The 25,955-nt window shown below is 72.5% G+C and carries 17 protein-coding genes; 7 read left to right on the forward strand and 10 right to left on the reverse strand.

Features of this window, described 5'->3' with window-relative positions; genetic code table 11:
- The first annotated feature begins 30 nt into the window (after positions 1-30).
- On the forward strand, positions 31-1,281 hold the full coding sequence (locus tag ACFYWM_RS00830) for a beta-ketoacyl synthase N-terminal-like domain-containing protein (RefSeq protein WP_389906969.1): 1,251 nt from the start codon (positions 31-33) through the stop codon (positions 1,279-1,281).
- 201 nt (positions 1,282-1,482) lie between these two features.
- Here the strand turns inward: ACFYWM_RS00830 and ACFYWM_RS00835 are convergent, their stop codons facing one another.
- Positions 1,483-3,666: an MMPL family transporter gene (locus ACFYWM_RS00835; protein WP_389906971.1), complete on the reverse strand. Its 2,184-nt coding sequence runs from the start codon at positions 3,664-3,666 to the stop codon at positions 1,483-1,485.
- 121 nt (positions 3,667-3,787) lie between these two features.
- Here ACFYWM_RS00835 and ACFYWM_RS00840 point away from each other — a divergent pair, with 121 nt between their 5' ends.
- Both ACFYWM_RS00840 and ACFYWM_RS00845 read left to right on the forward strand, forming a co-directional pair.
- Positions 3,788-4,474 (forward strand): response regulator transcription factor, encoded by a 687-nt coding sequence (locus tag ACFYWM_RS00840; RefSeq protein WP_389906973.1) that lies wholly within the window; start codon positions 3,788-3,790, stop codon positions 4,472-4,474.
- Positions 4,474-5,667, forward strand: a complete 1,194-nt coding sequence (locus tag ACFYWM_RS00845) for a sensor histidine kinase (protein WP_389906975.1) — start codon at positions 4,474-4,476, stop codon at positions 5,665-5,667. Before ACFYWM_RS00840 ends, ACFYWM_RS00845 begins: the two co-directional genes overlap by 1 nt.
- Positions 5,668-5,743: 76 nt before the next feature.
- Here the strand turns inward: ACFYWM_RS00845 and ACFYWM_RS00850 are convergent, their stop codons facing one another.
- The 5 genes from ACFYWM_RS00850 to ACFYWM_RS00870 form a co-directional block, all read right to left on the reverse strand.
- The gene (locus ACFYWM_RS00850; protein WP_389906977.1) at positions 5,744-6,055 is read right to left on the reverse strand and encodes an AzlD domain-containing protein; all 312 of its coding nucleotides are present in this window, start codon (positions 6,053-6,055) and stop codon (positions 5,744-5,746) included.
- 137 nt (positions 6,056-6,192) lie between these two features.
- On the reverse strand, positions 6,193-6,873 hold the full coding sequence (locus tag ACFYWM_RS00855) for an AzlC family ABC transporter permease (protein WP_389906979.1): 681 nt from the start codon (positions 6,871-6,873) through the stop codon (positions 6,193-6,195).
- A 22-nt stretch (positions 6,874-6,895) separates the two neighbouring features.
- On the reverse strand, positions 6,896-7,729 hold the full coding sequence (locus ACFYWM_RS00860; protein ID WP_389906981.1) for an AraC family ligand binding domain-containing protein: 834 nt from the start codon (positions 7,727-7,729) through the stop codon (positions 6,896-6,898).
- Between the two features lie 67 nt (positions 7,730-7,796).
- Positions 7,797-9,761 (reverse strand): protein kinase, encoded by a 1,965-nt coding sequence (locus ACFYWM_RS00865; RefSeq protein WP_389906983.1) that lies wholly within the window; start codon positions 9,759-9,761, stop codon positions 7,797-7,799.
- 46 nt (positions 9,762-9,807) lie between these two features.
- A complete protein-coding gene (locus ACFYWM_RS00870) occupies positions 9,808-12,441 on the reverse strand; it encodes a protein kinase (protein WP_389906985.1) in 2,634 nt (877 codons plus the stop codon).
- A 543-nt stretch (positions 12,442-12,984) separates the two neighbouring features.
- Between ACFYWM_RS00870 and dnaE the strand changes: the two genes are divergently transcribed.
- Positions 12,985-16,506 carry a DNA polymerase III subunit alpha gene (dnaE, locus tag ACFYWM_RS00875; protein ID WP_389906987.1) on the forward strand — a complete coding sequence of 1,174 codons (3,522 nt, stop codon included), beginning with the start codon at positions 12,985-12,987 and terminating at the stop codon, positions 16,504-16,506.
- A 240-nt stretch (positions 16,507-16,746) separates the two neighbouring features.
- Here dnaE and ACFYWM_RS00880 read toward each other — a convergent pair whose 3' ends face one another.
- Together ACFYWM_RS00880 and murA are read right to left on the reverse strand one after the other, a co-directional pair.
- Entirely contained in the window at positions 16,747-19,077 is a 2,331-nt protein-coding gene (locus tag ACFYWM_RS00880; RefSeq protein WP_389906989.1) for a transglycosylase domain-containing protein, read from the reverse strand.
- A gap of 52 nt (positions 19,078-19,129) precedes the next feature.
- Positions 19,130-20,446 carry a UDP-N-acetylglucosamine 1-carboxyvinyltransferase gene (gene murA, locus ACFYWM_RS00885; RefSeq protein WP_344744426.1) on the reverse strand — a complete coding sequence of 439 codons (1,317 nt, stop codon included), beginning with the start codon at positions 20,444-20,446 and terminating at the stop codon, positions 19,130-19,132.
- A 98-nt stretch (positions 20,447-20,544) separates the two neighbouring features.
- Between murA and ACFYWM_RS00890 the strand changes: the two genes are divergently transcribed.
- Positions 20,545-21,105 (forward strand): hypothetical protein, encoded by a 561-nt coding sequence (locus ACFYWM_RS00890; protein ID WP_389906992.1) that lies wholly within the window; start codon positions 20,545-20,547, stop codon positions 21,103-21,105.
- A 91-nt stretch (positions 21,106-21,196) separates the two neighbouring features.
- On the opposite strand, the gene ACFYWM_RS00895 is transcribed toward ACFYWM_RS00890, so the two are convergent.
- Together ACFYWM_RS00895 and ybaK are read right to left on the reverse strand one after the other, a co-directional pair.
- Entirely contained in the window at positions 21,197-22,585 is a 1,389-nt protein-coding gene (locus tag ACFYWM_RS00895) for an amidase (protein ID WP_389906994.1), read from the reverse strand.
- Positions 22,586-22,867: 282 nt separating this feature from the next.
- A complete protein-coding gene (gene ybaK / locus ACFYWM_RS00900; RefSeq protein WP_389906996.1) occupies positions 22,868-23,368 on the reverse strand; it encodes a Cys-tRNA(Pro) deacylase in 501 nt (166 codons plus the stop codon).
- Between the two features lie 99 nt (positions 23,369-23,467).
- Here ybaK and hisD point away from each other — a divergent pair, with 99 nt between their 5' ends.
- Together hisD and ACFYWM_RS00910 are read left to right on the forward strand one after the other, a co-directional pair.
- On the forward strand, positions 23,468-24,775 hold the full coding sequence (gene hisD / locus ACFYWM_RS00905; RefSeq protein WP_389906998.1) for a histidinol dehydrogenase: 1,308 nt from the start codon (positions 23,468-23,470) through the stop codon (positions 24,773-24,775).
- 106 nt (positions 24,776-24,881) lie between these two features.
- A complete protein-coding gene (locus ACFYWM_RS00910; protein WP_389907000.1) occupies positions 24,882-25,952 on the forward strand; it encodes a histidinol-phosphate transaminase in 1,071 nt (356 codons plus the stop codon).
- The last annotated feature ends 3 nt before the right edge of the window (positions 25,953-25,955 follow it).

Here is a 25,955-nt window from a genome sequence, read left to right on the forward strand (position 1 = left end):
GATGATCTTCCCCGGGCGGGAGACGGACCGATGATCTTCCCTGAACCCGGAGGCGGGCCGACGAGCGGCCGCAGAGCGGTGATAACCGGGATCGGCGTGGTCGCCCCGACGGGGGTCGGCGTGGCCGAGCACTGGGAGGAGTCCCTGACCGGACGGAGCCGGATCGGCCCGGTGACGTCGTTCGACGCCGCCGGGGCGCCGATCCGGCTCGCGGGGGAGGTCGCCGGTTTCGACGAGCGCGAGTTCGTCGACAGCAAGCTGCTGGTGCAGACCGACCGCTGGACCTGGTTCGCCCTCGCCGCGACCGAGCTCGCCCTGGCCGACGCCGCGCTCGACCCGGCGAGGGAGGACCCGTTCGACCTGTCGGTGGTGACCGCGGGGGCCTCCGGGGGGAACGCCTTCGGGCAGCGGGAGATCCAGGCGCTGTGGAGCAAGGGCCCCCGGGCGGTGAGCGCCTACCAGTCCATCGGCTGGTTCTACGCCGCGAGCAGCGGCCAGCTGTCCATCAGGCACCAGCTCAAGGGTGCCTGCGGGGTGCTGGTCGCGGACGCGGCCGGGGCGATCGACGCGCTGGCCGAGGCGGCCCGGCTGATCCGCCGGGGCACCGAGGTCGTCGTGACCGGCGGCACCGAGGCACCGCTGTCGCCGTACGCGCTCGCCTGCCAGGCCGGTGAGGCGACGGTGAGCCGCGCGAGCGACCCGGCCGCGGCCTACCGGCCCTTCGCCCCCGGCGCGGGCGGCCACGTCCCCGGCGAGGGCGGCGCGATGCTCATCGTGGAGGACCGGCACAGCGCCCTGGGCCGGTGCGCCCCCACGGTCTACGCCGAGATCGCCGGGACCGCCTCCACCCACGACGCCCACCACGTGGCCGACCCGGCTCCCGACCACCGCCAGTACGCCAGGGCCATGCGCGAGGCGATCGCCCGCGCCGGTCTCGGCCCGGACGACGTCGGGGTGGTCTTCGCCGACGGAGCCGGTGATCCGGTGAGGGACGCGCGGGAGGTGGCGGCGCTGCGGGAGGTGTTCGGCGCCCGCCGCGTGCCGGTGACGGTGCCCAAGACGATGACCGGCCGCCTGTGTTCCGGCGGCGCGGCCCTCGACGTCGCGTGGGCGGCCCTGTCCCTGGCCAACGGGGTCATCCCGCCGACGGCCGGCACCACCGTTGTCGAGGGCGTGGACCTGGTCACCGAGGCCAGGGCCGCGGACGGGCTGTCGGCCGCGCTGGTCGTGGCCCGCGGCTCCGGCGGCTTCAACTCCGCGGCCGTGCTCACGGCCGTCTGACGGGCCGGACAACCGGCAAGACCCACGAACGGCCACCGCCTCTCCAAGGCGGTGGCCGTCTCGCTGTCCCCGGGCCCCCGGAGCCGGTGGGGCCCCGGATCGGCTCCGGGGCCGGATCGGTTCCGGCCCCAGGGGCCGGTTCCAGGGGTCGGTTCCAGACCCGGAGCCGGTCCCGGAGTTCGCAGGACCGGCTCCGGGGGCCTAGACCGGTTCCGGGACGCGGACCGGCTCGGGGTTCTCGTCCCTCAGCGGCGAGGGCGCCACCCGCAGGATCCGGGCCGCCCAGACGGGCAGCCACCAGTTCCACCGGCCCATCATCGCGACCACCGCCGGGACCAGGATGCCGCGGATCAGGGTGGCGTCCAGGAAGATGCCCAGGGCGAGGCCGCTGGCGAACACCTTCACGTCCAGTTCGGGGGTCATGGCCAGCGCGGTGAAGGAGATGAACAGGATGAGCGCCGCCGAGGTGACCAGCCGCCCGGTGCGGCCCACCCCCTCGATCACCGCGTGCTCCGTGCTGCCCGACCTGTCGTACTCCTCGCGCATCCTGGCCAGGATGAACACCTCGTAGTCCATGCTCAGGCCGTACAGGAAGGCGAAGATGGTGAGCGGCACGAACTCGCCGATCGAGCCGGTGGGCTGGATGTCCAGCAGTTCCCTGGTCCCCCAGCCGAACTGCCACAGCACCACCATCGCGCCGATCACCGCGCCCAGCGAGAGCAGGTTGACGACGATCGCCTTCAGCGGCAGCAGCAGCGAGCGGAACGCCCGCGCCAGCATGACGAACGTGACCAGCGCGATCAGGCCGAGCATCCAGGGGAAAGCCCCGTAGGTGCGCTCCTGGAAGTCCATGCTCTGCGCCGCGTTGCCGCCGACCCGCGCGCCGGGCGGTGCCGCCTCGCGTACGCGGGTGATGGTCGCCTCGCCCTCGGCGGTGCCGTTCTCCGCCGCCGGGAGCACGGTGACGACGGCGGTGCCGTCGCGGCGCCAGGACGGGTCGTCGGGGGCGAGCACCGCCGACACGCCCTCCACGCCCCGCAGCCTCTCGGCGGTCCGCGCGGGGTCGCCGGTGACCAGGACGTCGAACGGGGTGATCGAGCCGGCGGGCACGCCCGCCTGGCGCAGCGCGGACAGCCCCTCGTGGCCGGGCCCGGAGGTGAGCAGGTTCCTGCTCTCCGGCAGGCCGAGGTTGACGCCCAGGGCGGTCACCGTCAGCGCGATCAGCACCCCGCCGGTGAGCAGGGCGGCGGGCCACCGCAGCCGCACCACGCCGCGCGCCCACGCCGACCAGGCCCGCCCGGCCCGCGCCTCGCGCCGGAAGGGGAGCCCGCCCCGGCCGTCGCGGGCGCGCCTGCGGTCGAGCCGCTGCCCGGTGAGGGCGAGCAGCACCGGCAGCACGGTCAGCGTCGTGGCCACGCTCACCGCCGTGATGATCATCCCGGCGAGGCCGAGGCTGCGCAGGAACGGCACCGGCAGCACCACCATGGTCACCAGGCCGATCGCGACCGCGACGCCGCTGAACAGCACCGCCCGCCCCGCGCCCGCCATGGCCCGGTGCACTGCCTCGTCGCCCCGGTGCCCGCCCGCCCGCTCCTCCCGCCAGCGGGCCACCAGCAGCAGCGAGTAGTCGACCGCGATGCCCAGCCCCAGCAGGGGCATCGTGGTGAGGGCCACGTCGTGCACGGTCATCACCGTCGTCAGCGCCAGGATCACGATGAACGACACGAAGATGGACAGGACCGCGATGAGGAGCGGTACGAAGGCCAGCGCCGAGCGGAACACCAGCAGCAGGACGAGCACCGCGGCGACCACCCCGATGCCGATCTTGGCGGGCACGTCCACGCCGCCCGCGTCCACGCTCGGCGCGAGGGTGTCCAGCCCCGTGACGTGGACGCTCGCGCCCGGCGGCAGCACGGGGGTCATCGCCGCGACGATGACCGGGCTCTCGTTCGGCGTCTCGCCGAGGCCGCCGCCCGGCGGGCTGCCGTCGGAGTAGGTGCCGGGGAAGACCAGCCCGAACGTGGTCCGGCCGTCGGAGCCGATCAGCCGGGGGTCGCCGGTGCCGGCGTACGAGACCACGCGGGCCTGGGGGAGCCTGGCGGAGACGGCGGCGAACGCGCGGCCGAGGGTCTCCTTCTGCTCGGCGGCGCGCGTTCCCTCGGGGAACACGATTACCGGGACGAACGGCCGCTGGTAGCCGCCATTCCCATAAATTCTGACAATTTCCTGATTGGCATCGAAAGCGGGCATTCCCGGATGTGAGTATTGCTCGGAGAGCCGCTGGATCGCGAACGGCGTCGCGCCCATACCCACCAGGAATCCCAGCACGGCCAGCAGGGCGACCAGCCCTTTGCGTCGCAGTACGAAAACCGAGATTCTCTCCATGCCGTCCAGTGCAACAAAAAGATCTTCGATCCCTGTGTGCCCGTCCTTGGAGCGGTCTGTGAATCACTCTTCACAGAGTTTTCTATGGTCTTTCAAAGATCTGCCGGGTGAGACTTGTCGGGTGAGCCGAATACTGGTGGTAGACGACGAGCCCTATCTCGCCGATCTGGTCGCGACCGCCCTCCGCTACGAGGGGTTCGAGACGGCGATCGCCGCGACCGGCGCCTCGGCGGTGTCGCTGGCCGAGAGCTTCGACCCCGACCTGATCGTCCTGGACGTGATGCTGCCCGACGTGCTCGGCACGGAGGTCTGCCACCGGATCAGGATGGCGGGGTCGGAGGTGCCTGTGGTCTTCCTCACCGCGCTCGACGCCACCGAGGACAAGATCGGCGGGCTGACCGTGGGAGGCGACGACTACGTCACCAAGCCGTTCAGCCTGGAGGAGCTGATCGCCAGGGTCCGCGCCGTGCTGCGCCGGACGCGGCGGACCGGCGCCGAGGGCGCCAGGGTGACCTTCGCCGACCTGGTCATCGAGGAGGACGCCCACGAGGTGTGGCGCGACGGCCGGCGCGTCGACCTCACCCCGACGGAGTTCAAGCTGCTGCGCTTCCTGGTGGCGAACGCGGGCAAGGTCGTCTCCAAGCGGCAGATCCTCGACCACGTGTGGGAGTACGACTTCGGCGGCAACGACGGGGTCGTGCAGACCTACATCAGCTACCTGCGCCGCAAGGTCGACGCGTCCCACCCGCCGCTCATCCACACCGTGCCCAGGGTGGGATACGTCGTGCGCCTGCCCAGGGAAGACTGATGTCGCTGCGGACCCGCCTCGTGCTCACCGTCGTGGGCCTGGTCGCCCTGGCGCTCGGGGCGGCGGCGGGGGCGACGTTCGGCGCGCTGCAGGACTGGCGCGGCCACGGCGGCGCCAGGCTGCTCGCCCTGACCACCCCCGAGGCGCTGATGGCCGCCTCCGACGAGCTGACCGAACGCGTCGCGCTGGTCATGATCGGCTCCTCGGTGTTCGCGCTCGCCTGCCTGACCCTGCTCGCCACCCACCTGATCCGCCGCGGGCTGCGTCCCCTGGACCGCATCGTCGAGACCGCGGCGGCCATCGGCGAGGGCAACCTGGAACGCCGCATCGAGGCGGCGCCCCCCACCGGGGAGGTGGGCCGCCTGGGCCACGCGCTCAACCAGATGCTCGCCCAGATCGAGGAGGCGTTCCGCGAACGCGAGGCGTCGGAGGACCGCCTGCGCCGTTTCGTCGCCGACGCCTCCCACGAGCTGCGCACCCCGATCGCCTCCATCCGCGGCTACGCCGAGCTGTTCCGGCGCGGCGCGGCCACCCGGCCGGAGGACCTGGCCAAGGCCATGCGCAGGATCGAGGCCGAGGCCACCCGGATGGGTTCCCTGGTCGACGAGATGCTGCTGCTGGCCCGCCTCGACCAGGGCCGTCCCCTGGAACGCTCCCCGGTGGAGCTGACCTCGCTCGCCGCCGACGCGGTGGCCGACACCCTCGCCATCGAGCCGCTCCGGCCGCTGTCGCTGGAGTGCGAGGGGCCCGTCGAGGTGCCCGGCGACGCCGCCAGGATCCGCCAGATCGTCGGCAACCTGCTGGCCAACGTGCTCAGCCACACCCCCGAGGGGACCCCGGCGGTCGTCAGGGTCCGGGCGGACGGCGAGCACGCCGTGGTCGAGGTGGCCGACGAGGGGCCCGGCCTCACCGAGGAGCAGGGAGCCCTGGTCTTCGAGCGTTTCCACCGGGCCGCCCACCCCCGTGACGGTGCCCGCCACGGGGGAGCGGGCCTCGGGCTGTCCATCGTCGCCGCCGTCGCCGCCGCGCACGGCGGCGACGCCACGGTCACCTCCCGCCCCGGCGCGGGTGCCACCTTCCGCGTACGGTTCCCGCGAGCTACCGGCCCTGGCCCCGGCTCCGGCCCTGACCTCGCCCCGGACGCGGAGCGAGGTGACGCCCCCGCTCCTGCCCCAGGACGCGGCACGAGGTGACGCTCCCGGCCCCGCGCCGGACAGGGGCAGGTGACGACCACGTCTCAGGACGCGGCCCGGTGCGGCGGTGAGGGGGTCAGCTCAGCAGGTGGCGCAGCGCGGCGGTGACGACGGCCGCCGCCGCGAGGACCACCAGGAAGGGGGCGCGCAGCAGCAGTGCCACGACGGCGGCGCCCATCCCCGCGGTGCGCGGCCAGTCGAGGTGCAGCGCCTGCCCGTCGCCGAAGGTCTGCACCGCGATCAGCGCCGCCAGCAGCGCGACCGGGACCAGCGTCGCGAAGCGCTGCACCCCGGGGTGGTCGAGGACGCGGCGCGGGGCCGACAGCCCGGCGAGCTTCAACGCGTAACAGGCCACGCAGGTGGCGACGACGGCCCACCAGACGGTCACTTCGGCCTCCTCGGGGTCGTCGCGGGCGCGGTCCGCCGGACGGTCACTTCGGTCTCCTCGGGGTCGTCGCGAGTGCGGTCCGCCGGACGGTCATTTCGGTCTCCTCGGGGTCGTCGCGGGCGCGGTCCGCCGGACGGTCACTTCGGTCTCCTCAGGATCACCGCGAGCACGGCCACGGACGCGAGCAGCACGGGCACGCCCGGCGGGGTGAACGGGGTCGCGGCCAGCGCGACCGCCGCGCCGCAGCCCGCGATCAGGCGCAGCGCGCGGGCCTCGGCGCCGCTCCCGGTGAGCCGGGGCCACAGGATGGCGAGGAACGTCGCGGGACCGACCGCGTCCAGGCCGAACACCGCGGGGTCGGCCACCCAGGAGGTGCCCAGCGCGCCGACCAGGGTGGTGGCGTTCCAGGTCAGGTACAGGCTGGCGAAGGTGACCAGGAACGCGGTCCTGGACGACTCCTCGTCCGGCTGGGCCAGGGCGACCGCGGTCGTCTCGTCGATCACCCCCTGGGCCGTCAGCGGCCTGCGCCAGCCCCGGATGTCGAGCACCCCGGCCAGGCGGAGCCCGTACAGGCTGTTGCGGGCGCCCAGCAGCATCGCGCCGGCCGTGCCCGCGACCAGGTTGCCGCCGCCCGCGACGACGCCGACCAGGGCGAACTGCGAGGCGCCGGTGAAGGCGAACAGGCTCAGCACGCACGCCTGCGCGACGCTGAGCCCCGCGGTGACCGCCGCGGCGCCGAAGGCCACCCCCGCCAGGCCGACGGCGATCCCCACGCCCAGTCCGTCCCTGATCGCGGAGGAACGAGTGGTTGTTTCCATGGCGGTGAGCTTATGTACGGCTTCAAGCCCTGGTCTTGTACGTTCCTGCACGCTGGTACGCGGCCGGGGGCACGCCCACCGTCCGGGTGAAGTGCCTGCTCAGGTGGGCCTGGTCGGTGAAGCCCACATCCCCGGCGACCTGCGCGGGAGGGGTTCCCGACTGGAGCAGCCGCCGGGCCCGGATGATCCGCAGCGTGTTCAGGTAGGCGTGCGGGGGAAGCCCGGTGGCCGCCTTGAAGGCCCGGATCAGGGTGAAGGGCCTCGTGTCCACCGCCCGGGCCAGGTCCTCGATCGTGGGCGGGTCGACGAGCCGCTCGTGCAGGATCTCCCGGGCACGCCGCACCGCCGGGTCGTCGTCCCGGTGCGGGGCGTCCGCGGGACGGCGGGAGGCGTGCCCGCTGAGCAGGGCGGCGAACGCCGTGCGGGCCAGCGTCGAGGAGGCGAGGTCGTCACCCCTCTCCGCGGCGTCGTGCGCGGCCCGCAGCAGCGCGACGGTGGGCCGATGGTAGGTGACGGTCTCGGGGAAGCAGGGCGTGCCGTGCCCGGCCACCAGCTCGGCGGCGATCCCGGAGACGAACTCGACCGAGGGGTACAGCACCCGGTAGGACCACCCGCCGGGGACGCCCGCGTAGCCGTCGTGCGCCTCCTCGGGGTTGAGCGTGCTCAGGCTGCCGGGCCCCGCGCGGTGGACGGTGCCCCGGTAGGCGAACTCCTCCACCCCCGACAGGACCATCGCGATCGCGTAGCTCTCGTGCGCGTGCGGCGGGAAGCGGTGGGTCACGTACCTGGCCTTGAGGAGGTCCACCCCCGGCAGGGCCGGGGTGCGCCAGAAACGCGCCCTCTCCTGACCGCTCATGCGCCGCTCATGTGCTGCTCACGTGGCCGCTCACAGGGGTCGCTCACAGGGCCGCTCATGGGGCCGTTCACGGCCGGAAGGTCTTGGTGAACGTGTCGAAGAACGAGCGGTCCCACCCCGCGGCCGGGCTCTCCCAGTAGATCGCGTACGGCCTGTCGGCGAGGGTGCGGAAGCCCCGGTCCAGGACGCGCGTGCGGACCCCGTTCTTGAGGTAGGTGAACTCCCAGTCGGCGGCCGGCACCCCCCGGTAGACCAGCGAGGTGATGCCGATCCGCCGGTAGCCGGGCCAGACGTTGTCGGCCCTCCCGGCCTTCTCCACCTTCTGCCAGTGCCTGACCGGGTTCTTCTCCGGGTCGTCGGTCGACTCGATCCACAGGAAACCACTCGCGCCGGGGGCGCGGAACTCCACCCTGTCGCGGCCGGCGAAGCGCTTGACCTGCCAGTTCCTGGGCACCGCGACGGAGAAGCCCATCGGGTCGCGGTGCAGCCGCCAGCCCGCCGGGACGACCCGGCCGGGTCGCGGCGTCGCCGTCGGGCTCGGCTCCGGGGTGGAAGCGGTGGGGGTGGAGCCGGTGGGTTCCGCGGTCGGGACCGTGATGTCGGCCCGGTCGTCCACGGTGTCGGCCGGGCCGCCGGGATTCTGCAACAGCAGCCACGCGCCGACCCCGGCCGCCACCACGAGCGCGCCCGCCCCGGCCAGCAGCGCCGTCCGTGCCGTCCCCGCCCGCCGCGCGGGCGCGGCCCCCGCGTCCGTGGACTGCTCCAGCCCCGGCCAGGAACCGGGAACCGGGGGCCTGGAGTCGTGGGCCTGTCGCTGTCCGGGAGGGGGGTAGGAGGGCTGCCCGTGGTGCGCGGGCATGTAGGGAGATTGCTCGTGGCGTGCGTACGCCTCGGGGTTCGTGTGCGGAGCCTGCTCGCGTGGCGCGTACGCCTCGGGATGTGTGTACGGGGACTGTTCGCGCGGCGCGTACGCCTCGTGGTCCGCGTACGACGGCTGCTGGGGGCGCGTGTGCCCGGACGCGTACGGCGACTGTCCCGGATGGGTGGGCGTGACGGGGTGCGAAGGCTGCCCCGGACCGCCGGAGGGGGCACCGTACCCCTGCTGCCACGCGCTCTGACGCCGCGGTGGCGGGTCGGCGCGCGGCGGGTCGGTGTGGAACCCGGGGGAGGCGTACGCCTGCCCGGAGACGGGCCCGGGACGCTCCGCCCGCCCGGAGGCCGGTCCGGGGGAGGAGACGCGGCCGAGCAGGGCCTCGGCCTGGTCGGGGACCATCCGGGCGGCGGGATCCCTCGCCATCAGGCCGAGGATCGCCGTCGCCAGCGGTCCCGAGTGGCCCATGGGGCTGGGCTCGCCGTGCAGGACGGCCATCATGGTGGCCGCCGCCGTGGCCCGCTCGAACGGGGGGCGGCCCTCCAGCGCCGCGTACAGCGTCGCCCCGAGCGACCACAGGTCCGACTCGGGGGTGGCGGGCAGCCCGTGCAGCCGCTCGGGAGGCAGGAACGCGGGGGTACCGACCATCGCGCCCGTACGGGTGATGCCGGTCTCCTGCGTCATGGAGGCGATGCCGAAGTCGGTCAGCACCACCCGGCCGTCGTCGGCCAGCAGCACGTTCTCCGGCTTGACGTCGCGGTGCAGCACCCCCGCGGCGTGCGCGGCCCGCAGCGCGCCCAGCACGTGCAGCCCCACCGAGGCGACCCGCTCGGGCGGGAGCGGCCCGCCCGTACGGACGATCTCGCCCAGCGACCGGGACCGGACCAGCTGCATGACGATCCAGGGACGCCCGTCCTCCTCGACCACGTCGTGCACGATGACCACGGAGGGGTGGTCGAGGCGCCCGGCGGTCCTGGCCTCGCGGATGGTGCGCCGGTTCAGGTCGGTGCGCGCGGCCTCGTCGACTCCTCGATAGCGGACCTCCTTGACGGCCACCACCCGGTCGAGGAGCTCGTCGTGGGCACGCCAGACGATGCCCATGCCGCCCTCGCCGATGTGTTCGAGCAGCCGGTAGCGGCCCGCCACCTTCCTTTCCGCCATCCCCCGCCCTCCCAAACTCACCGACCGCAGGCGGTGGGGCTCCCGCTCACTTTTTCGAGGAGAAGGTCGCGGCGAACCCTTCGAAGAGATGCATGTTCTTCTTCCAGTCCTTGGCCAGGGTATGCCAGTAAATCGCATACCCCCGGCCGCCCTTGGTGACGAACCCCCGGTTGATCACGCGGGCCTTGCCGGAGTTGGTGTTCCAGGTGAACTCCCAGTCGGCGGCCTTCACCATGTACTTGACGTTCGCGATCCGGATCCGGTCGTAGCCGGGGAACCTGCCCCGGGCGGACGGCTCCTGGTCCTCCCAGTCCTTCTTCGGGTCGGGGCCCGCCTTGTCGACGTACTCGACGAAGACGAAGCTCGTCCGGTCGGGGCCGCGGAACCACACCTGCTGGCCGGGCCGTTGGTCCACGCCCCACCCCTTGGGCAGGCCGATCGAGAAGCCGTTGGAGTCCTTGTGCATCTTCCAGCCGGAGGGGAGGGCGGACTTCTCCTCCTCCTTCTTGGTGGGGCTCGGGCTGGGGGAGGGGGACGCCGGGGGTTCCTCCGACGAGGACGGCGACGTCTCCGGGTCCGGTGAGCCCTCCGGGGTCGTCTCGGCGGTGCCGCTCGGGGCGTTCGAGGCGCTGGACGCGCTCGGCCCGCCCGGCCTGGCCTGCGGGGCCTCGTCGCCGTCGCCGCTGCGCATGCCGATCCAGCCGGCGATCCCGCCGACGATCAGCAACGCGGGCAGGAGCACCAGCAGGCCCCGCTTCACCGGGGAGTTGCCCGACCCGCCCGACCCTCGCGAGTCGAGCGTGTCGCTCCCCCCGGAATATGAACCGCCGGAGTAGGCGCCGCCGGAGTGGACGTCGTGCCCCTCGACGTACGTGCCGTGGTCCTCGCCGCCGTAAGGGGGCGAGGGCTCACGCGGAGCGGGCTCGGCCCTGGAGGCGGAGACGGGCGTCCCGGCGGGCCCCGGCGCGGGCTCGCGCCCCACGGGCGGGAAGGGGTTGGGGCGAGCGGCCGGCTTCTGCTGTCCCCCGGCCGGAGGGGTGTCCTCACGGCTCGTCCGGGGAGCCTCCCCGGCCGCGGAACCGGGAGTCGCCGCGCCCGGCTTCGCCTCGCGGGCCGGTGTGGCACCGGCGGCCGGTCCGGGCTTCGGACCGGCGGCGGGCTTCGGCTTGGGGGCGAACCTGGCCAGGATCGGGGCCGCGGCCGCGGGCTTCGGGTCGGGCTCGGCCTTCGGGTCGGGTCCGGCCTTGGGTTCGGGCCTGGAATCGGCGGCGGGCCTCGGCTTGGGGGCGAACCTGGCCAGGATCGGGGGCGCGGCCTCGGCGGTCGCCGGGGGAGCGGGCGTGCCCTTGCCGGTCTTCGAGCCCGCCTCCGCCCCGGAGCCCTGCGCGCCGGCCTTCGCCTCGGGCGCCTCGGGAGCCGGTGAACCCGCTCCGGCGTCCGGAACGGGAGAGCCGGCCCCGGCCTCGGGGGCCTGGCCACCCTTCTCCGGCGCCGCCCCGGCCTTCTCCGCCGAACCGGCTTCCCCTGAACCGGCCGCCACGGCGCCGGCCGCGGCGAAACCGGGCATCACGGAACCGGGCGCCTCGGGAGCGTCCTTCGCGGGGGCGGGCTTCTGCCGTGGCGCGTCCGAGGCGGGCGCCTTCGCGGCCTTCGCGCCGCTCTTCGGTCTCTCCGCGCGCGGCGCGGGCACGGGCGGGGCGTCGCTCTTCGCGTCCGAGGGTCCCGGGGGTACGGAGTCCAGCTTCGCGCCCGTCTCGGGGACGGCGCCGGGCCGGAAGGCGATCCCGGGGTCGGTCTCGTCCGAGGGGTCCACGGCCGGCATGACGGCGGTCCTGGCCGGCCGGTCCCGGGTGCCCTCGCCCTCGGCCACCCGGCGCAGCAGCCGCTCGGCCTCCTTGTAGGGCATGCGCAGCGCCGGGTCCTTGCGGAGCAGCCCTTCGAGGACGGGGGCCAGCGGCCCGGCGTTGGCCGGGGTCTCGGGCTCGTCGTTCAGGATGGCGTGCATGGTCGGCAGCGCCCCGCCCCGGTCGTGCGGGGGCTTGCCCTCGACGGCGGCGTACAGGGTCGCGCCGAGCGACCACAGGTCGGACTCGCGCTGCGCGCTGCCGCCCTTGATGCGCTCCGGCGGGATGAACGCGGGGGTGCCCGCGATGCCGGTCATGGTCAGCGCGGTCTCGGCCTCCAGGGTCGCGATGCCGAAGTCGGTCAGCACCACCCGGCCGTCGTCGGCCAGCAGCACGTTCTCCGGCTTGACGTCGCGGTGCAGCACTCCCTGGGCGTGGGCGGCGCGCAGCGCCTCCAGCAGCTTGAGGCCGATCTCCGCGACCCGCCGCGGCGGCAGCGGCCCGTCCTGGCGCAGCACCTTGCCGAGGGAGCGCGACTCCACCAGCTGCATGACGATCCAGGGACGCCCGTCCTCCTCGACGACGTCGTGGACGACCACCACGTTCGGGTGCGTCAGGCGCCCGGCGGCACGCGCCTCGCGCTTGGTGCGCCGGTTGAAGTCCTCCTGGTTGTCCTCGCCGAGCATGTCGGCGTAGCGGACCTCCTTGATCGCGACCTCACGGTCGAGGAGCTCGTCGTGGGCCCGCCACACGATGCCCATGCCACCCCGGCCGATGGCTTCGAGCAGGTGGTAGCGGGAGGCGATACGGCGCCCCTCGGGCTGTGCTTCGGCCATCAACCGGCTTACCTCCTTCTGAACCCCCGAATACTCTCATAGCCCGGTAAAGTGATCGACTCACACGCCGGGGAAATGTCCACATCGTGAGATTCGGTGTCCAGTACGTGGCGGATGTCGGGAAGGCGATCTGAGAGTCGCCGTGTGACCTGCACCTTTGTATCGGATGAACCGGCCGCGCGGAGCCGATCGCGACAGTGTCCGACCCGTGACCGGCCGAAACTCGCACGGGGCGGGAACGCGGGCTCCCCGCCTTCCGGCCGGAAACCCCCGCCGGAAACCCCGCCGGAACCCTCGTCAAGGGGCTCCGTCCGGACGGCCTCCGCTCACCCTCCGGGCGGGGTGGCGCGGCCCGCGCTCCGCTCGCGTGGCGCCAGGTGACACGTGCCGTCACCCGTACTATGGGCCGGGGGCGGACCTCACATCGGGAGGGCCGGGGGGCCGAGGGCCGGGAGGGGTGCTCCGGAGTGTGAGGGGCACTTCCGAAACCCAACTTGGATACGCTTTCCCCCCGACGGTGCGACTAGGGGAGGACGGGGCCGCATGTCAGACTCGTTTGTGCATCTGCACGTTCACACGGAATACTCCATGCTGGATGGGGCCGCCCGTTTGAAGCAGATGTTCAAACAGGTCGGTGACCTGGGGATGCCCGCCATCGCGATCACCGACCACGGCAACATGCACGGCGCCTACGACTTCTACAAGCAGGCGACCGGCGCCGGGATCAAGCCGATCATCGGCATCGAGGCCTACGTCGCCCCGGCCTCCCGGCACCAGAAGAAGCCGGTGCTGTGGGGCGAGCCGCACCAGAAGCGCGACGACGTCTCGGCGGGTGGCTACTACACCCACATGACCATCTGGGCGAAGAACGCCACGGGCCTGGGCAACCTGATGAAGCTCTCCTCGCGCGCCTACACCGAGGGTTTCGTCCGCAAGTGGGCCAGGATGGACGCCGAGATCCTCGCCGAGCACTCCGAGGGCCTGATGGCCACCACCGGCTGCCCGTCGGGCGAGGTGCAGACCCGCCTGCGCCTGGGCCAGTACGACGAGGCGGTCGCGGCGGCGGCGAGGTTCCAGGACCTGTTCGGCAAGGACAACTACTACCTGGAGATCATGGACCACGGGCTCGACATCGAGCGCCGGGTCCGCGACGGCCTGACCCGCATCTCCAAAGAGCTGAACATCCCGCCGCTGGTCACCAACGACTCCCACTACACCTACGAGTCGGACGCGACCTCGCACGACGCGCTGCTGTGCATCCAGACCGGCAAGCAGCTGTCCGACCCCGACCGCTTCCGCTTCGACGGCAGCGGCTACTACATCAAGAACGCCGACGAGATGCGCGCCGTCGACTCCTCCGACCTGTGGGCCGAGGGCTGCCGCAACACCCTGCTGGTCGCCGAGAAGGTCGACCCGAGCGGCATGTTCGGCTTCAAGAACCTGATGCCCACCTTCCCCCTGCCCGAGGGGGAGACCGAGGAGAGCTGGTTCCGCAAGGAGATCTGGGCGGGCATGGAGCGGCGCTTCCCCGAGGGCGTCGACGAGGAGCATCGCGCGCAGATCGAGTTCGAGATGAGCGTCATCCTGCAGATGGGGTTCCCCTCCTACTTCCTCGTGGTCGCCGACTTCATCATGTGGGCCAAGAACAACGGCATCCGCGTCGGCCCCGGCCGAGGCTCGGCCGCCGGCTCGCTGGCCGCGTACGCGCTGGGCATCACCGACCTCGACCCGCTGCCGCACGGGCTGATCTTCGAGCGGTTCCTCAACCCCGACCGCGTCTCCATGCCCGACGTCGACATCGACTTCGACGAGCGCAGGCGCGGCGACGTGATCCGCTACGTGACGGAGAAGTACGGCGCCGACAAGGTCGCCATGATCGCCACCTTCGGCACCATCAAGGCGAAGGCGGCCATCAAGGACGCGGCCCGCGTCCTCGGGCACCCGTACGCGCTGGGTGACAAGGTCTCCAAGGCGTTCCCGCCCGCGGTGATGGGCAAGGACATCCCGCTGTCGGGCATCTTCGACTCCGAGCACCCGCGCTACAACGAGGCGGGCGAGCTGCGCAGGCTGTACGAGGAGGACGTCGACGTCAAGTCGGCGATGGACCTCGGCAGGGGCCTGGAGGGCCTGATCCGGCAGACCGGCGTGCACGCGGCCGGGGTCATCATGTCGGCGGAGGTGCTGACCGACTACATCCCGATCATGCGCCGCGACTCCGACGGTGTGATCATCACGCAGTTCGACTACCCGACCTGCGAGACGCTCGGCCTGCTGAAGATGGACTTCCTGGGCCTGCGCAACCTCACGATCATCGACGACTGCCTGAAGATGATCGAGGCCAACACCGGCGAGGCCATCGACCTGCTCAAGCTGCCGCTGGACGACCGCAAGACGTACGAGCTGCTCGGCCGGGGCGACACCCTGGGGGTGTTCCAGCTGGACGGCGGCGGCATGCGGTCGCTGCTGAGGCTGATGAAGCCCGACAACTTCGAGGACATCTCCGCCGTCGGCGCGCTGTACCGCCCCGGCCCGATGGGCGCCAACTCCCACACCAACTACGCGCTGCGCAAGAACGGCCAGCAGGACATCGTCCCGATCCACCCGGAGTTCGAGGAGTCGCTGCAGGAGATCCTCGGCACGACGTACGGCCTGATCGTCTACCAGGAGCAGGTCATGGCCATCGCGCAGAAGGTCGCCGGGTTCTCGCTCGGCAAGGCCGACCTGCTGCGCCGCGCGATGGGCAAGAAGAAGAAGTCGGAGCTGGACAAGCAGTTCGAGTCCTTCGAGCAGGGCATGAAGGACAACGGCTACTCGGCCGCGGCGATCAAGACGCTCTGGGACATCCTGCTGCCGTTCTCCGACTACGCCTTCAACAAGGCGCACAGCGCCGCCTACGGCCTGGTCTCCTACTGGACCGCCTACCTCAAGGCCAACTACCCGGCCGAGTACATGGCGGGCCTGCTCACCTCGGTGAAGGACGACAAGGACAAGTCGGCCCTCTACCTCAACGAGTGCCGCCGGATGGGCATCAAGGTGCTGCCGCCGGACGTCAACGACTCCGACTTCGACTTCACCCCGCGCGGCACCGACGTCCGGTTCGGCCTGTCGGCCATCCGCAACGTCGGCGGCAACGTGGTCGACGGGATCATCGCCGCGCGCCGGGAGAAGAGCCGCTTCGCCGACTTCAAGGACTTCCTGCGCAAGGTTCCCATGGTGGTCTGCAACAAGCGGGTCATCGAGTCGCTGGTCAAGGCCGGTGCCTTCGACTCCTTCGGGCACGTGCGCAAGGGCCTGGTGATGATCCACGAGCAGGCCGTCGACAGCATCATCGGGATCAAGAAGAACGAGGCCCAGGGCCAGGACTCCCTGTTCGGCGCCGTCGAGGGCGCCGAGGACGAGACCTTCGACGTGCAGATCCCGCTGGGCGAGTGGGACAAGAACACCCTGCTGCAGTTCGAGCGGGAGATGCTCGGCCTGTACGTCTCCGACCACCCGCTCTTCGGCGTGGAGCACATCCTGGCCTCCGGCGCCGACTGCTCGATCGCCGCGCTGCAGGACGAGCACCGTCCCGACGGCCAGGTCGTCACCGTCGGCGGGATCCTGAGCGGCCTGCAGCGCAAGGTCACCAAGAAGGGCGACACCTGGGTCCTCACCCAGCTGGAGGACCTGGAGGGTGCCATCGAGGTGATGATCTTCCCCTCGGCGTACCAGCTCTGCGCGACGGTGCTCGCCGAGGACGCCATCGTGTTCGTCAAGGGCCGCCTGGACAAGCGCGAGGACGTCGGGAAGATCATCGCGATGGAGGTGACGGCCCCCGACCTGACCCGCGAGGCCGGTGGCCCGCTCGCCGTCAGCCTCGCCCTGGCCCGGTGCACCCCGCCGGTGGTCGGCCGCCTCAAGGAGGTGCTGACCGCGCACCCCGGCACCACCGAGGTGCACCTGCAGGTCCACAACGGCCCGAAGACCACCATCGTGCGCCTCGACGACCGCCTGAGGGTCTCGCCGTCCCCGGCGCTGATGGGCGACCTGAAGCAGCTGCTCGGCCCCGCCTGCCTCGGAGCCTGAGGGAGCTCGGGGGAGCCTGGGGAGCTCGAAGGAGCCTGCCCCGGGGCGGACGTGCCCGGTGCCCTGCCCCGCGGCGGCCCTGCCCGGTGCGGGCGTACGTGCTCAGTGCGGGCGGACGTGCCCGGTGTGGGCGTGACCCTGCCCGGTGTGGGCGTACGTGCTCAGTGCGGGCGGACCGTGGTCAGCGTGGCCGGTCGTGCTCAGTGCGGGCAGACCGTGGTCAGCGTGGGCGGGCGGCGGTCAGCGGGGCCGGTCGTGCCGGCGGGGGGAGCGCCAGCCGGGGGCGCGGTACCCGTCGCGATACCGGCGGTGCGCGCCGTTCTCGCGGTATCGGCGCTCCCGGTACCCATGCTCCCGCCGGTACCTCCGCTCCTCGCGGAAGCGGCGTCCGTGCTCTCCCCGGGCGCCGCGACGCCCCTCGCCCTCGGCGTCCTCCTCCTCGCGTTCCCTGGCCAGGGCCTCCTCCATGCCGGGGGTGAACCCGCCGCCGAAACGGCCCATGTCGGGGCGGTGGAAGTGGCTCTCGCGCGTACCGTCGAGGGCCGCCGACATCGACGAGACCCAGATCGGTCCCGGCAGGGAGGCACCCTGGACGGCGCCGAAGTACTCGTCGCCGATCTCGACGTTGGTCAGCGGGTAGCGGTAGGCGCCCCGGATGTCGCCCACGCTCACCGCGGCGGCGAGGTCGGGGGTGTAACCGGCGAACCAGGCCGACGTGTAGCCGTTGTTGGTGCCCGTCTTGCCCGCGGCCGGGCGGCCGATGTCCTGGCCGGTCATGGTGCCCTTGGTGAACACCCCGGCCAGGAGGTGGTTGACCGCGTCGGCCACCTCGCGCTCGATCGCCCGCGCGCAGCTGGGCGGGATCTTGAAGCGCCTGCCGTCCCGCTCGACGATCTCGACGATGGCCATCGGGCGGCAGTAGCGGCCCCGCGCCCCGAACGCGGCGAACGAGGCCGCCACGGTCACCGGGTCCATCTCGTTCACGCCGAGGGTGAAGGTCGGCACCTCCCGCAGCGGGGTGCCGTCGGCGCGGACGACGCCCAGCGCCCTGGCGGTCGTGACGACCGGGCACAGGCCCACCCGCTGCTCCAGCATCATGTAGAAGACGTTCACCGACTTCCAGGTGCCGGTGGACAGGCTCTGCGGGCCGCCCTTGCCCTCGCCGCTCGCGTTGTGGATCTCCGCGCCGGGGTCGTTGACCTTGCGGCCCCCGCAGTCGACGAACCCGTCGGCGGGGACGAAACTGCCGGGCGTCATGAAACCTTGGTCGAACCGCCACCCCTGGGCCAGCGCCGTCGCCAGGGTGAACACCTTGAACGTCGATCCCGCCTGGAAGCCCTGGCCGCCGCCGTGCGCCATGTCGGCGACCAGGTTGTAGGTGGTGTCGGGGCCGTTCCTGGAGTTCGCCGTACTGCCGCCGTTGCTGCCGTACCTCTTGCTCGCCGCCATGGCCCGGATCCGCCCGGTGCCCGGCTGGATCATGGCCTCGGCCGCGACCTGGGTGTCCTTCCTGCCGACCCGCGCGGAGATGGCGCGTTGCGCGGCCCGCTGCGCCTTCGGCGCCAGGGTGGTGCGCAGCACGATGCCGCCCCTGGCCAGGCGGCGCTCCCGCTCCGCGCGGGTGGGGCCGAAGGCCGGGCTGGTCAGCAGTTCCCGGTGCACGTACAGGCAGAAGAAGGGGTAGTCGCTGCCCTGGCAGCCGCCGGGTTCGGGCTTGAGGCGGATGGCGAGCGGGCGCCGTTTGGCGGCCTCGGCCCGCGCGGCGGTGATGTACGACAGCTGGGCCATCCGGTCCAGGACGATGTCCCTGCGCTCGCGCAGCCGCTCCCTGCGCCTGACGTCCAGCGAGGGGTCGGTGGCGTACGGCGTGCGGACCGCGCCGGCCAGCGTCGCCGCCTGGGGCAGGGTGAGCCGGGCGGCCGGGACCGAGAAGAACCGCTGGGCGGCGGCCTCCACCCCGAAGGCGCCCGCGCCGAAGTAGGCGATGTTGAGGTAGCGCTCCAGGATCTCGGCCTTGCTGTACTTGCGCTCCATCGCCAGCGCGTACCGCAGCTCGGTGATCTTGCGCTGGATGCTGGGCGCGCGGGCCTGGGCGCGCTCGGTGTCGCTCTCGGAGTTCTCGACCAGGATGTTCTTCACGAGCTGCTGGGTGAGCGAGGAGCCGCCCTGGCGCACCTCGCCCGCCTTGGTGTTGGTGACCAGGGCGCGCAGGGTGCCCTTGACGTCCAGGCCCGCGTGCTCGTAGAACCGCGAGTCCTCGATCGCCACGATCGCGTCACGCATGACGGGGGCGACCTGGGAGAGCCTGACGACCGTCCGGTTCTCCGTGTAGAACTGGGCGAACCGCCTGCCGTTCTTGTCCAGCAGCACGGTGCGCTGGGGGAGCGGGTTCTCCCGGGGGCTCGGGGGCAGGTCGGTGAGGGTCCGCGTGACGTTGTTGACGGTGAGCCCGGCCGTGCCGACCAGAGGCAGCGCGGCCAGGGCGGCGAGCAGCCCGCCGAACACCCCGCAGGCGGCCAGCCGGCGCAGGCACGCGCCGGGACCACGTCTCACCTCTGGGCGCGATGTCACACTTGGTAACGTGCGACCGGGTGATCACCTACAAACGCCCGATTGCCAATCCTTACCCGTCCTGCACCTTTTCTCGACTGATCTTCAGCCCGAGCGAGGCGAACTGCTCGAACGGCCGGTGGTAGCCCCGCTCGATGTGGTGCACCCCGCGCAGCGTGGAGGTGCCCTCGGCGGCGGCGGCGGCGAGCACGGCCGAGAAGCCGGCCCGGATGTCGGGCAGCGTCACGTCGGCGCCGCTCAGCCTGGACACGCCGCGCACGACCGCCGAGTGCTTGGCGTTGGTGTCGTGGTAGCGGCAGGCGGGGCCGCCGAGGCAGACGTCGAACACCTCGATCTCGCAGCCCATCTTCTGCAGCGCGGGCACGTAGACCAGGCGGTTCTCGAACACCGTCTCGTGCAGCACCGACATGCCCTGGGCCTGCGTGAACAGCACCATCAGGGGCGTCTGCCAGTCGGTCATGAACCCCGGGTGGGTGTCGGTCTGCACCGCCGCGGCCCGCAGCCCGTGCGGCGCGGAGGCCGACAGGTAGTCGTCGGTGATGTCGACCTCGGCGCCCATCCTGGCCAGGGTGGTGATCGCGGTCACCAGCCGGTCCTGCGGGCAGCCGTGCACCCGCACCTGCCCGCCGGTGATCAGGCCGGCCGCCAGGTAGGAGAACGCCTCGATGCGGTCGCCGTTGAGCCAGGTGGAGGCGCCGTGCAGGCGCTCCACGCCCTCGATCACGATGCGCCGGTCGGGGCTCAGCTCGATGCGGGCGCCCATCCGCTGCAGGAACAGGGCGAGCTCCACCACCTCGGGCTCCATCGCCGCGCCCTTCAGCACGGTCTTGCCCTCGGCCAGCACCGCCGACATCAGGATCGTCTCGGTGGCCCCGACGCTGGGGTAGGGCAGCTCGATCCGGGTGCCGCGCAGCCGCTTGGCCTTGGCGTACACCCCGGTGTCGCTCACCTCGACCTCGGCGCCCATCGCGCGCAGCGCCTCGACGTGGAAGTCGACGGGACGGCGGCCGATCGGGTCGCCGCCCACCAGCGGCACGAACGCCTCGCCCGCCAGGTGCAGCAGCGGGCCGAGCATCAGGATCGGGATCCTGTTGAGCCCGGTGAACGCCGCGGGGACGTGCGGGTTGATCTGCTTCCCCGGGGCGACGGAGATCTCCCCCGAGCTGATCTCCACGTCGATGCCGAGCGCCCTCAGCATCTGCGCGGTGATCCCCACCTCGCCCACGTCGGGGGCGTTCTGGATCGTGCTCTCACCGGTGCCCAGCATCGCGGCGACCATGTGCTTGGAGACGCCGTTCTTGGAGCCGCGGACCTCGACATCACCGCGGAGCGGCCCGGAGGGTTCGATCAGCCATACCTCTTCATTCACCCAGCCAGAGTAACGGGGTTCGGTCGGAGCCTCGGATGGCGCCGGGCCGTGCGGTGGGTAACATCGGGCACATCTGCACAGAGGGTGAGGGAGCCATGGTGCGCGGTGTACGCGATTTTGTGATCACCGTGCTGGCGCTGGCGCTGGTCGGGGCCGCCGCCGGCCTCCTGTGGTCGCTGGCCGCGCCGCGCCCCCCGTACGTCGTGATCGACGGCGGGCCGCTGCTGGCCGACCCCTCCACCCAGGCGCTGATCGCCGCCGACGGCTGGTTCGCCGTGATCACCGGCGCGCTCGGGCTCGTTTGCGGGGCCGTCGGTTACGCGGTGTCACGCAGGGGCCGCCCGGTGCCGGTGGTGGTGGGCCTGGCCGCGGGCGGCCTGCTCGGCGCGCACCTGGCGCTGCTGGTCGGGGTGGCGGTCAACCTGGGGGCCGTGAGCGTCACCGCCTCGGGGACGTCCACGCAGCTGATCGCGGGGCCGCTGGAGCTGACCGCCAGGGGGGTGCTGTTCGTGTGGCCGACGCTGGCGGCCGGTCTCTTCTTCGCCCTGGAGGGCATCGCGGGCTACCGCGAGTCGCCGCTGCGCCGCCCGTTCGGCGGGAACGACCCCTACGGGCCGCTGTCGTCGTACGACATCAGCGACCGGCTCGGCGACCGGTAGGGCCCCTCGCCGCGGGGGCTGTCAGAGGGGTGGTCGGAGTTGTGGACGCGGTGGCGGGGTCGGGAACGGCGAGGGAGCCTGCGCGGAGCGGTCAGAGGGGCGGTCTGCGCGCGCCGTGGCCGGTGGCGCGCTCGAACGCGTGGGCCAGCCGCAGCACCGCCATGTCGGCGAACGGGCGCCCGATGATCTGCACGCCCACCGGCAGCCCGCCGGGGGTGAACCCGCACGGCACCGACGCCGCCGGGGCGTGCAGCACGCTGACCCAGTAGGCCGAGCGCATCCACGCCAGATAGTCGGGCAGCGCCTCCCCGTTGATCTCCGAGACGTACGGGGCGTCCACCGGGAACGGCGGCACCTGGCTGACCGGCGCGATCAGGAAGTCGTAGGTGTCGAAGAAGGAGTTCATCCGCTGGTAGAGCCCGCTGCGCAGCCGCTCGGCGCGGGCCAGGTCGGCGCCGGTCACCTCGCGGCCCCGCTCGACGTTCCAGCGCACGTTCGCCCCCAGGCTCTCCTGGGGCAGGTCGCCGAAGGAGAGCGCGTAGTACCACGCCCGGTAGATCCGGAAGGCGTCCTCGGCGGCGGAAAGGTCCAGGTCCACCCGCTCCACCCGCGCGCCCAGCTCCGCGAGCGTGGCCGGGGCGTCCGCGGTGACCTTGGCCGTCTCCGCGTCGACCGGCAGCCCGCCCAGGTCGGGGCTCCAGGCCACCCGCAGCCCGGTCAGGTCGAGGTCCAGCGGCCCGGCGAAGGCGGAGCCGCTCCCGATGATCGACAGGGGGGAGGCGGCGTCGAACCCCGCCACCGCGCTCATCAGCAGCGCCAGGTCCTCCGCGGTACGGGCCATCGGCCCCGGCACGCCGAGGGTGAACCAGGCCGCGACGGGCGAGGGCGAGGGGACCCGGCCCGGGGTGGGCCGCAGTCCCGCCACGTTGCAGAAGGAGGCGGGGTTGCGCAGCGAGCCGCCCATGTCGGAGCCGTCGGCCAGCGCCACCATGCCGGTCGCCAGCGCCGCCGCGGCCCCGCCGCTGCTGCCCCCGGCCGATCTCGACAGGTCGTAGGGGTTGCGGGTGGCGCCGAAGATCTCGTTCACGGTGTGGGAGCCGGTGCCGAACTCCGGGGTGTTGGTCTTGCCGACCGTGATCGCCCCGGCCTCGCGCATCCGCCGCACGATCGGCGCGTCGGAGTGGGGGACGTGGTCGGCGAAGATCGGGGAGCCGTACGTGGTGCGGATCCCCGCGGTGTCGGCCAGGTCCTTGTGCGCGACGGGCAGCCCGTGCAGGGGGCCCCGCCACCTGCCGCGGGCCAGGTCCCGGTCGGCCTCCTCGGCCTCCCGCCTGGCACGCTCGGCCACCAGGGTGACGATCGCGTTGACCTCCGGGTTGACCTCCTCGATGCGCCGCAGGTGCGCGTCGAGCAGCTCGACCGCGCCGACCTGCCGGGTGCGCAGCAGTTCGATCATCTCGGTAGCGGTCAAATAGTGCATCTTCCCCCCGGATGTCCCTGGTCAGGTGTGGCCTGTCGTACCGAGTCTGACCGAACGTCACCGCGCGCCGCGTCGGCAACCTTCGACAGGACCTGGCGGGGGGAGCGGGTCCGTCTTGTGGGACCTCACAAGGTGCGCGGCCGTTTCGCCCGGCGGTCTCACGAGGTGCGCGGCCGTTTCGCCGACGGGAGCGGTGCGGGATCTCGCGAGGTGCGAGGCTTTTCCACCGGTGAGTTTCGCGAGGTGCTCAGCTGCTCTGCCGGTGGGAACCCCGCGAGGCGCTCAGCCGGTTCTGCCGATGGGGGCGGTGACGGCCTGGGTGAGCCGTACCAGCTCCGAGGGGGCGGTCTCGATCTGCAGCCCGCGCCGCCCGGCCGAGAAGTAGATCGTCGCGAAGTCGAGCGCGGAGGCGTCGATCACGGTCGGCAGGCGCCTGCGCTGCCCGAGGGGGCTGATGCCGCCGACCACGTAACCGGTGACCCGCTCGACCTTGACCGCGTCGGCCATCGCCGCCCGCTTGCTCTTCAGCGCCGCCGCGAACGCCTTGAGGTCGAGCTTGCCGGCCACCGGGACCACCGCGACGGCGAGGCCGCTCTCCACCTCGGCCACCAGCGTTTTGAAGATCTGCCCGTACGGCACCCCGAGGGCGTCGGCGGCCTCCTCGCCGTAGGCCTGCGCGCTCGCGTCGTGCTCGTAGGGGTGCAGGGTGAAATCGACCTTGGCCTGGGTCAGGGCCACCGTCGCGGGGGTTCCCTGGCCGCCCTTGTTCTTGCTCTTGCTCACGGGGGAAGCGTAGCGGCTGGTTAAAATCTACATAGTAAAGGCGTCGTCCGGATAATGGACGAGACGATATCGGGTGGCGGACCTCCGTAGACTGAACGGGTGATTTCGCGTACCGACCTGCGAGGGCCTCTGCCTGAGGACCTTCGCGACGTGCTGCCCCGTGCCGACCTCGACGTCGAAGCCGCCCTGGAGAAGGTGCGGCCCATCTGCGAGGACGTGCATCATCGCGGGGTCGCCGCCGTGCGCGAGCTGACCGCCAGGTTCGACGGGGTCGAGCTGGAGTCCACCCGGGTGCCCGCCGAGGCGATCACCGGGGCGCTGGAGAGGCTCGACCCGAAGGTGAGGGCGGCGCTGGAGGAGTCGATCCGCCGCGCCCGCCTCGTCCACCGCGACCAGCGGCGCGCCGACGTCACCACCCAGGTCGTGCCCGGCGGCACCGTCACCGAGCGCTGGGTTCCCGTCGACCGCGTGGGGCTGTACGTCCCCGGCGGCCGGGCGGTCTACCCCTCCAGCGTGGTCATGAACGTCGTCCCCGCCCAGGAGGCGGGGGTGCCCTCCCTGGCGGTCTCCTCGCCCGCGCAGCGCGAGTTCGGCGGGCTGCCGCACCCGGCCATCCTGGCGGCGTGCGCGCTGCTCGGCGTGGACGAGGTCTACGCCGTCGGCGGCGCCCAGGCGGTGGCGATGTTCGCGTACGGCACCGAGGAGTGCCCGCCGGTCACCATGGTCACCGGCCCCGGCAACATCTGGGTCGCCGCCGCCAAGCGCCTGCTCAAGGGCCGCATCGGCATCGACTCCGAGGCCGGTCCCACCGAGATCGCGATCCTCGCCGACTCCACGGCCGACCCGGTGCACGTGGCCGCCGACCTGATCAGCCAGGCCGAGCACGACACGATCGCCGCCGCCGTGCTCGTCACCGACTCGGTGGAGCTGGCCGAGGCCGTCGAGAGGGAGCTGCCCCGCCAGGTCGCCGCGACCAAGCACGCCGAGCGGATCACCGAGGCCCTGTCGGGCCGCCAGTCGGGCATCCTGCTCGTCGACGACCTGGAGGCCGGGCTGCGCGTCGTCGACGCGTACGCCGCCGAGCACCTGGAGATCCACGCCGCCGGGGCGCGCGAGCTGGCCGCCCGGGTGCGCAACGCCGGAGCGATCTTCGTCGGCTCCTACGCGCCGGTCTCGCTCGGCGACTACATGGCCGGTTCCAACCACGTGCTGCCCACCGGCGGCTGCGCCTGCCACTCCTCGGGGCTGTCGGTGCAGACGTTCCTGCGCGGCGTCCACGTCGTCGACTACAGCCGCGAGGCCCTCGCCGGTGCCGCCGCCCACGTGTGCGTGCTGGCCGACACCGAGGACCTCCCGGCGCACGGGGCGGCGATCCGCGCGCGCTTCGACTGGGAGGTGCCCTCGTGATCACCTTCCCGCCGGTGTCCACCGGAGACAGAGGTGCCCTCGTGAGGACCCTCCCGCCGGTGTCCACCGGAGACATTCGTGTTCGATTCGACGGGGAGACTTCGTCGTGAGGCTTGAAGATCTGCCGATCCGCGACGACCTCCGGGGGCGCACGCCGTACGGCGCCCCCCAGATCGACGTCCCGGTCAGGCTCAACACCAACGAGAACCCCTACGGGCCCTCCGCGTCCCTGGTCGCCGACCTGGCCGAGGCCGTACGCACCCAGGCGGGCGAGCTCAACCGCTACCCCGACCGCGACGCGCTCGCCCTGCGCGGGGAGCTGGCCGCCTACCTGGGGCACGGCCTGGCCGTGGAGCAGGTCTGGGCGGCCAACGGCTCCAACGAGGTGCTCCAGCAGATCCTGCAGGCCTTCGGCGGCCACGGCCGGGTCGCGATGGGCTTCGAGCCCTCCTACTCGATGCACCCGATCATCACCACCGGCGCGTCGACCGAGTGGATCTCCGGGGCGCGCGAGGACGACTTCGGGATCGACCCCGGCAAGGCCGTCGCCGCGATCGAGGAGCACCGGCCCGACGTCGTCTTCCTGACCTCGCCCAACAACCCGACCGGCACCGCCCTGGACCCGGAGGTGATCGCCAGGATCGTCGAGGCGGCGCCGGGCATGGTGGTGGTGGACGAGGCCTACTTCGAGTTCGCCCGCACCGGCACCCCGTCGGCGCTGACCCTGCTGCCGGACAACCCCCGGCTGATCGTCACGCGGACGATGTCCAAGGCGTTCGCCATGGCCGGGACCCGTCTCGGCTACCTGGCCGCCCACCCCGCGGTGATCGAGGCACTGCTGCTGGTCCGGCTGCCGTACCACCTGTCCACGCTCACCCAGACGGCGGCGCGGGTCGCGCTCGCCCACGGAGGCGAGCTGCTCGGTGCCGTCGACGCGCTGCGGGCCGAGCGCGACGCCACCGTGGAGTGGCTGCGCGGCCGGGGGCTCACGGTCGCCGACTCCGACGCCAACTTCGTGTTGTTCGGGCTCTTCGAGGACAGGCACGCGGTGTGGCGGGGCATGCTGGAGCGCGGGGTGCTGATCCGCGAGGTGGGGCCGCCCGAGTGGCTGAGAGTTTCGATCGGTACCCCTGAGGAGATGGCGGCGTTCCGCGCCGCCCTGGAGGAGATCCTGTGAGCA

The sequence above is a fragment of the Streptosporangium sp. NPDC002721 genome, assembly GCF_042888905.1.
GTDB lineage: Bacteria > Actinomycetota > Actinomycetes > Streptosporangiales > Streptosporangiaceae > Streptosporangium.